Below are 8,077 nucleotides of genomic sequence, written 5' to 3' on the forward strand. Positions count from 1 at the left end.
GACGGCGACGGACAAACAGTGCGCACCTCTGCAAGATCAGCTGTACCTAGCTCTGCACTCCAGGCCGTACCCCGACACCGTCGGTGCCTACATCCGCCGTCTGGCCCACGCCAACCACCTACGACCCAGCTACCTACGCCAATACCTCTGCGCCCCGCCCACCTACCAAGGATCCGTACGCGCCGCCCGCCTGGCCGTGGTCACCGGCCGCAGCGTCGACGCCCTGACCCGCCATTTCAGCACCCTGCAAACCGAGGCCCGACCCCACCGCCTCAACCCCGAACCCGACGACGCGCCGCGCGAGCCCGAAGCCGAGCCCGACAGCCCACCACGCCGGCCCCGCAGTATCGCCAACCTGGTCAAACGCCGCAGCCAGCAAGGCGCCCGTGAACTCCTGGACGCCATCCGCCAAGAGGCGAAGACCAACCCGTCGCTACGCGCCATCACCCGCAAGTTCAGAGTCCAAGCCGACACGGTCCTGCTCGCCCTCACCACCGACCCAAACCCGATGGCGTTCAGGCGCGCACCACCCCGCGGCAACCGCGTCTACGACGCCTACGCCCACATCATCGACGACCTCCTCGCCCAGAAACCGCCCCTGTCCCGCTGGGCGATCTGGGAACGCCTCGTCGATGAACACGGCGCCGAGCTGTCCTACGGCTCGGTCAGCCACTACATCACCAGCAAGATCCGCAACGAAGGCGTTCCCAGGAGCAGAAAGACTGAGAAAACCGGCCCCAAACGCGAACCCGGAGCAGATCAACTGAGAAAACCCGGCCAGCCGGTTTCTCAATCAAACTGATCCGCCCAGGTCAGCGCACTGCGACCGGAGCACCTTTACTGAGAAAGGACACCCTGGTCAGCGGCCTGTCCGACGATCGTGCCGCTGGTGGCGGACCTCGCCGTCGGCGTCGGCGCCGGGTCTCACAGCCGCCGCCTCAACACCTCGTGGGCGCCGCTGTCAGATCCGTGAGAGATCCGACGGGCCGCCCGAAAGTGAGTACGACGGCCCTTCCCGCACCAGGGTGGGAGCCGGTCGAAGTGGTGCGGCGCGAGGGGTTCGCCGTACGCGCTCGCGGGCCCGACCAGATGGTCGGGCCCGCGTCGGGAGAGCCTGCGGGATGGTCGGCGGTCAGGCGGCTGCCAGCGTCACCTGCGCCACAGGATGCCGTGCGCTGCCGCCGCGGGCGGCCCGGATGTGCTGCCGTCGCTCGGCCGCAGCGGTGAGGTCTTTTCGCGCCCGGGGTGAGGTCGCCTCGGTGAGCATCCCGGCGGCGAGCGCGTCGGCGATGCGGACGTCGATGCGCTCGACACGCCGCCGCAGCGTGTCGACCTCCAGGCCGAGGCGGGCGGCGATGGGTTCGATGGCCCGGTGGCCCAGCCGCACGTCGATGTAGGGCTGTTCGTCGCAGGCGTCGACGATGCCCAACTCGACGGCTCGGCGTACGAGGAGGTCCGGGTGCCCGTAGGGCCGCTTCGGGGTGCGGGGGCCGGTGACGTGTTCGAGGTTGTCCACCGGCATGGCCTCGGCGCCGTCACGTTGCCGCAGTTCGTGGCCGGCCCGCCACGCCGCCATGCACAGCGCCGCGTACGGCGCCGGCTTGGCCAGGTCGACCCGGTCCCGCAGGGCGCCCAGGAAGCCGGTGAGGATCTCGGCGTCCAGGTCGTGGGCGTCGCCGGCCCAGCCGGTGTGCAGCCGGCCGGCGTAGCGGCGCAGCGCCGGCATCGCCAGGGCGACCGCGGCGATGACCCAGGCAGGACCGTCGAGACGGGCGCGGCGGACCAGCTCCCGCCACACGACGTCACGGGCCGTGTAGGCGCGGGGGTGCTCCAGCAGCCACTGCCGCAACGCCGGCAGGGCGATGACACCGCCGGGCAGACCGCTGTCGTCGCCGAGCTGATCGGCCAGCGGGTCGAGGTCCAGTGACAACGGGTCGGGGTCGCAGGTCAGGTCGGCGAACGCGGTGTCCACGGCGTCCAGCGGCGAGTCGGGCCAGTCCTTGGCGGACGCGGTCATGTCACGAACTCCCATGTCAGAGGCGAATGTCGATGACGGCCGGAGGTGTGCGGCCGGCGCGCCTGACCGCCATTGCGCCACCTCGGTCTCACCGGCCCCTGACAACGCAGGCCAGCAGGCGTGAATCCTCGGGTCGACAGCACCAGCCGCCACCGGCCACCCGCTGACTGACGACCGACGCTGGCGCGCGTCGCCGTTCTGACAAAGCCGCGTTGACCTGCGCGTTGACACGACAGGAGGCGAAGGGCACGGGACAAGGCCGCGAGGGACACGACACCGGCCGAGGGGTCTGACAACGGGGACCCAGCCGGTTTAACAGCGTCTAACAGCGCCCCGCGGGCGGCACGGTGTCAGATCGCGACAGGCTGACACTGCAGCCGAATGTCATCGTCAACCCTGCGCGACGCGGTGGCGCGCCGTCTGACGGCGTTCGTCCGGCGCGGGGACGGTCTGACACGGCCGCCGCCTCCGATGACAATCCAGCACCGGTGTCCTCCGTGACGCCGCCGCCGTCAGGACAGACGCCGCCGCCGTCCGGGACATCGGACGGCGATCTGACAAGACCGGCCAGCGCCCCTGCGTCATCGATGCAAGTCGCTGTCATGGTCGAGGTGGTCGTGACCGTGCGTGTCTGACAGCGGGAGTGGCCGATCGCTCTGACGATCTCACGACGCCGACCCGGCCCGGTCGAGCCGGCGACAGCCGGATCATCCCGCGTTCCCGAGGCCAGCCGAGCGGACAGGAACCGGCTGTCAGACATTCGTGAGATCCCCGTGAGATCGGCAGGTGTTCGCCACAGCTCACAAACACCGTTTTGAGAGTGTCAGCGCACCACGGCGCGGCGCGGAGCCGACACCACATGAGCGAGCACACGCCGCAGCACCACAACCCGCAGCACGATCCCACCGTCGACACCGGCCCCCTGGCCGGGGTCGACCCGACCCCGACCGACCTGGTCGCCGGCGACCCGCCGGTACCGCTCACCGTCTGGCGCACCGCCCGCACCCCGGGCGACGCCGGACGCAGCATCGGCACCCGACTCGCCGACCGCCTCATCGCCGCCTACAGCCGCCCCGGCGAGGCGGTCGTCGACCTCACCCCCGACCACGCCCTCACCTCCGCCTGCGCGGCCGGGGCCCGCCTGCACCACCCAGCGTGGTTCACCGACGCGTCCAGCCTGATCATCAGCCCGGCCACTCCCGTCTCGCTCGCCAGCGGGATCACCGGCGACGCCGACGAGGAGGAGGACCTGCCGGAGATGGGCGCCTGGTTCGGAGACGACCTCACCGACCCGGACCTGCACCCACCGGCCGACACGGTCGCCGGCCTGCCGTCCGGCGGCTCCCTGCAGCAGGCAACCAGTCTCGTGGTCGCCTGCTGGCCCCTCGACCCCAACGCCGCTACCAACCGGGTCCGGTTGGCGTGGCTGCTGGCCGCCTGCGCCCAGCTGCTGCAGCCGGGCGGCTGCCTGATCCTCGTCGTCACCGTCCCGGCCGGCACCACCGCCGGCCCGGAGGACTTCTCCGGCGTGGTCCAAGCCGCCGCTGGCGTCGGACTGGGCTACCTGCAGCACCTTGTCGCGGTCACCGCCGACACCGACGGGGACGCGTTCGTCTACCACGTCACCGACGAGGAACTGCTCACCCTCACCACTGCTGTGAGCGACCGGTGGCGGGTGGCGCACCTGCGGGTCCACGCGGACCTAATGGTGTTCAGCCAGGCCCAGCGCCCGGCCCCGCGCCGGAACGGACGCGAGGGCGGTGGTCGCCGTGGCTAGGCACCGCGCACACACCCCCGAACCGTCCCACGAGCAGACCACGACCACTGCCGCCACGAGCCCCGACCCGATCGGACGCCACCGGGCTACTCCCGGCCCGGAGGGCCTGTCGGTGTGGGCGACTGCCCAGTCCACCGGCCCCGTCCAACGCCGCGGCCGGTACGTCCGTGAGTCAGTGCAGCACCCCGCGCGGATGCTCCCCGCGATCGCCGCGCACGCCGTCACCGCCTACACCAAGCCCGGGGACCTGGTGCTGGACCCCATGTGTGGGATCGGCACCACCCTGGTCGAGGCGATCCACGCCGGCCGGGACGCGATCGGGGTGGAGTACGAGTCCCGCTGGTCCGACATCGCCGACGCCAACATCAAGCACGCCCACACCCAAGGCGCGACCGGCCGGGCCGGCGTCATCCGCGGCGACGCCACCAGCATCCTGTCGCTCGTACCCGGGGCCCTGGCCGGCCAGGTCGCCCTCGTCGTGACGTCGCCGCCGTACGGGCCCACCGTGCACGGCCTCGTCCGGCCCGGCGCCGACGGGGTAGCCAAGTTCGACAACGCCTACAACGACGGCACCGACCGCGGGAACCTCGCCTACCGCGACCTCACCGGACTCACCGACGGGTTCGCCCAGATCCTCGCCGGCTGCCACACCCTCCTGCGCCCCGGTGGCGTCGTCGTCGTGACCGCCCGACCGTGGCGCAAACACGGCGAACTGGTCGACCTCCCCTCGGCCGTCATCGGCGCCGGCATCCGCGCCGGCCTCACCCCCGTCGACCGGTGCGTGGCGCTGCTCGCCGCCGTCCGCGACGGCGGGCTCGTGGCCCGCCCGTCGTTCTTCCAACTCCAAGCCGTCCGCAAGGCCCGGGCCGCCGGCACCCCGATGCACCTGATCGCACACGAGGACGTCCTCGTGTTTGTCAAGAGCCAGGAGCTGGAAGCCGGGGTGGTGGCGTGACCGCACCTGCCCACCGCTACCTGTCGCTGGGTGCCGGTGTGCAGAGCTCCACGCTCCTGCTGTTGGCCGCCCAGGGCAGGATCCCACCGTTCGACGCTGCCGTCTTGTGGGATAAGACGTGAGTTCATAGACCGGGCGTGCCCCCGTCGGCGACGACCGGGGTGCTCTGGCCTGTCGCTCTCTGGCTCACTTGACGTCAACGACACGATCTGATGAAGATTCAGGAATATTGAGGTTCTCTCGCGGTAGCCTCCCGATGCTCATCTTTCTTGATCTCGCTGGGAGGCGTGATGGGGCTGGCCGTGGTGCGCGAGCTGCACGAGCGACGCGTCCCGGCCAGCCCAGATGAGGTGGCCGCTTTCGAGACCGACGCGTTCTCGGGCTTTGTCCTGGCACGGGCGTCGGCCGGATTGTCCGACTCGACGATCCGCAACGACACCGGGCACTTGGAGCAGATGCGCAGCTGGTTCGGCCGGCCGCTGTGGGAGATGCAGCCGCCGGACGCCGACCGCTACTTCGGTGTGGTGCTGCGCGGTGCGGCAAAGGGCACCAGGCTGGCCAAGGCGCAGAGCCTCTCCACCTACTTCGCGTTTCTGGATCTGCGGCTGCGTGCCGAGATCTACGCGCTGATGGGCCGAGCGTTGCAGTGCCCGCTGGACGAGATCAACCGGCCTCGCGGACGCGCGGACATTGGCCTTCGGATCCCGCCGGGAGACGACGAGGTCGGAGCCCTTTTCGATGGCTGGCGTGGCGACCTGGTGAGCTGTCGCAAATTCGCGCCGACGGCTCGCAGCTATGTCGCGGCGCGACTGATCGCGCTGATCGGTTTGCGCGTCAATGAGGTGCGGATGTTGGACGTGGCCGACCTGCGGTGGGAACTCGGCCGGTTCGGCAAGCTGCACGTGCGTTTCGGCAAGGGCAGCCAGGGCAGCGGTCCGCGGGAACGGGTCACCCCGTTGATCAACGGCGCCGACCGGTTGCTGCGCTGGTACATCGAGGACGTCTGGGCATGCTTTGGAGACGACTACACCCGCCCGGGAGCGCCCTTGTTCCCCTCCGAGCGCCACCACCCCGACGGCACGGCGATGCGGATCTCCTGCGACGGTCTGCGCCGCGGCCTCGCCGAGGCCGTCGCTGGGCATTTGCCGGACTGGACCGACCGGCTGACCCCACACGCGCTGCGGCACTACTGCGCGTCGCAGCTCTACCGCAGCGGCATGGACCTGATCGCTATCCAGGAACTGCTCGGGCACTGGTGGATCGCCACCACCATGCGCTACGTGCACGTCCTCAAAACCCACGTGGAAGATTCCTGGATCGCCGGACAGCAACGCGCCGCCGAACGGTGGGAAGGACTCTTGTCATGAAGTGGAACCTGCGACTGACCGCCGCCAACGCCGGCATCTGGAAGGCCAGCGAGATGCAACGGCTACTCGCCGAGCGCGGCCTAGTAATCAGCGCCGGAAAGATGTCGAACCTGTGGTCCGGGCAGCCGATCAGCCTCAAGCTGTCCGACCTCGACGTCATCTGCGCGGTCCTGCAGTGCGGCATCTCCGACCTCCTCAAGCCCGAGCCGGTGCAGGCCCAGACCAGGCAGGACGGTGAGCAGGACCAGACCCGGGCCGTCGGCGAATCCGGGATCACCCCGCGCCCGCGGTCCGGGCGAAGCCTGCCACCGATATGAAATCGCAGCGACGGGGGCTGCTCGGCAGCTGCCGTCACTGCCTGGCCTGGGGCGACATCTACGGCAACAGCATCTGCCCCTCCTGCCGCGCGGACGCAGCGGCTGGTACGTCGGGCCCTGCCGCGGCTGCGCCCGCCGGGTCCGCCTGCTACACGGGCACTGCAAACTATGTCGCGCCGAGGCGATCCAGCACCTCGGCCAAAAACGCATCCGCGGACCGATCCCGGCCGGCATGACCTTCACCCACTGGCAGCTGTTTCTCACCGGCTTCGGCACGTCCAACGAACTACACGCCACGACGGCCGCCCAGCCGTCGGCTGTGCGATCGGAAGGCCAGCCGGTCACCTGGCAGATCCCCGGGCAGCTCGCGTTGTTCTCGTGCCGGCGCGACTTCACGCGGTTCGACCGGCGCGCCCACGCCAACCCGGGCAACAGAACACTGATCCACGCGCGGATGGCGGCGCGCGACTTGGGCGAGGCGCGCGGCTGGTCGCACCACCTCGCCGACGAGGTCGACGATGCTCTCGTCGTCCTGCTGTCCGCCCACGCCCCAGGTGACCGGCTCAGCTACACCGAGATCGGCCACGTCGACCGGCTGGGCTACAACGTCTCGCGCACCGCCGAGGTCATCGATCACCTCGGCCTGCTTGACGACGATCGCGCCGACACCGTCGACGCCTGGCTCGCCGGCAAGCTCACAGTCCTGACACCGGGCATCGCCGAGGATGTCGAAGCCTGGTTCAACACCCTGCGCCACGGCGGAACTCGCACCACACCCCGGGCTGTGGGCACCGTCCGGGAATACCTCGCCGCAGCCATGCCCGCCCTCATTACGTGGTCGGCAAGGTATGAGTATCTCCGGCAGGTAACCCGCGACGACGTCCGCGAGCACCTCGACGGGATGACCGGCCTACCCCGCAAGCGCCACCTGGTCGGTTTGCGCTCCTTGTTCCGCTGGTGCAAGAACGCCGGGCGCATCTTCCGCAACCCCACCACGCACTTCAGCACCGGCAACGTCGGACACCGGCTGCCGATGCCGCTGCCCGATGACACCCTGACCCGAGCGGTGCAGGCATGCACCACCCCGGCGCATCGACTGGCCCTGGCGCTGACGGCAATCCACGCAGCCCGACCCATCGCCGTGCGACGGCTGAAACTCGAAGACATCGACCGATCAAAGCGTCGGATCACCATCAATGGGCACACCCGGCCGCTCGACGACCTCACCGCCGAACTGCTCGACCGGCACCTGGTCGCACGGCAACGGCGCTGGCCGCACACGCTGAACCAGCACCTGTTCCTCAGCGAGCAGACCGGCCACGATCTTCGACCGGTCAGCGAAGGGTGGCTGGAGAAGCCTCTACGAGGACTTGGTGTCACGTTCAAGCAGATCAGCATGGACCGGCAACTCGAAGAGGCGCTGAGCCACGGCCCGGACGCCCTGCACCTGGCTGTCCTGTTCGGTATCGGCGACCGCACCGCCATGCGCTACGCCGACGCCGCCCGCCGGCTGCTCACCGACCATCCGGCTGCAGGTGCCGCCTCTTCAACAGCCGGCACGCCGACACTAAGAGACTGTCGGGTAACTGGACGGCTACGCAGTGAGAAGTCGTTCGGCGTTGATGCGTCGGGCGGCTTCGCGCT

The 8,077-nt window shown here is 69.9% G+C and carries 8 protein-coding genes; 7 read left to right on the forward strand and 1 reads right to left on the reverse strand.

Translation table 11 applies throughout. From position 1 onward, the window contains the following. The first annotated feature begins 196 nt into the window (after nt 1-196). The gene (locus tag ACLQ24_RS27445) at nt 197-802 is read left to right on the forward strand and encodes a hypothetical protein (RefSeq protein ID WP_425894635.1); all 606 of its coding nucleotides are present in this window, start codon (nt 197-199) and stop codon (nt 800-802) included. A gap of 330 nt (nt 803-1,132) precedes the next feature. Here ACLQ24_RS27445 and ACLQ24_RS27450 read toward each other — a convergent pair whose 3' ends face one another. Next, nucleotides 1,133-2,017, reverse strand: coding sequence for a hypothetical protein (locus ACLQ24_RS27450; protein WP_425894636.1), 885 nt, complete (start codon nt 2,015-2,017; stop codon nt 1,133-1,135). 859 nt (nt 2,018-2,876) lie between these two features. Between ACLQ24_RS27450 and ACLQ24_RS27455 the strand changes: the two genes are divergently transcribed. The 6 genes from ACLQ24_RS27455 to ACLQ24_RS27480 form a co-directional block, all read left to right on the forward strand. Continuing rightward, entirely contained in the window at nt 2,877-3,794 is a 918-nt protein-coding gene (locus ACLQ24_RS27455) for a hypothetical protein (protein WP_425894637.1), read from the forward strand. Beyond that, nucleotides 3,778-4,749, forward strand: a complete 972-nt coding sequence (locus ACLQ24_RS27460; protein ID WP_425894638.1) for a TRM11 family SAM-dependent methyltransferase — start codon at nt 3,778-3,780, stop codon at nt 4,747-4,749. Before ACLQ24_RS27455 ends, ACLQ24_RS27460 begins: the two co-directional genes overlap by 17 nt. Beyond that, nucleotides 4,746-4,871: a hypothetical protein gene (locus tag ACLQ24_RS27465; protein ID WP_425894639.1), complete on the forward strand. Its 126-nt coding sequence runs from the start codon at nt 4,746-4,748 to the stop codon at nt 4,869-4,871. Before ACLQ24_RS27460 ends, ACLQ24_RS27465 begins: the two co-directional genes overlap by 4 nt. 147 nt (nt 4,872-5,018) lie before the next feature. Further along, nucleotides 5,019-6,116 carry a tyrosine-type recombinase/integrase gene (locus tag ACLQ24_RS27470; protein ID WP_425894640.1) on the forward strand — a complete coding sequence of 366 codons (1,098 nt, stop codon included), beginning with the start codon at nt 5,019-5,021 and terminating at the stop codon, nt 6,114-6,116. Further along, a complete protein-coding gene (locus ACLQ24_RS27475; protein WP_425894642.1) occupies nt 6,113-6,433 on the forward strand; it encodes a helix-turn-helix domain-containing protein in 321 nt (106 codons plus the stop codon). Before ACLQ24_RS27470 ends, ACLQ24_RS27475 begins: the two co-directional genes overlap by 4 nt. Nucleotides 6,434-6,665: 232 nt before the next feature. Further along, nucleotides 6,666-8,077 (forward strand): tyrosine-type recombinase/integrase (locus ACLQ24_RS27480; protein ID WP_425894643.1); only part of this gene is annotated, 1,412 nt, incomplete at its 3' end.

The sequence above is a fragment of the Micromonospora sp. DT4 genome, from assembly GCF_049841675.1.
Lineage (GTDB): Bacteria > Actinomycetota > Actinomycetes > Mycobacteriales > Micromonosporaceae > Micromonospora.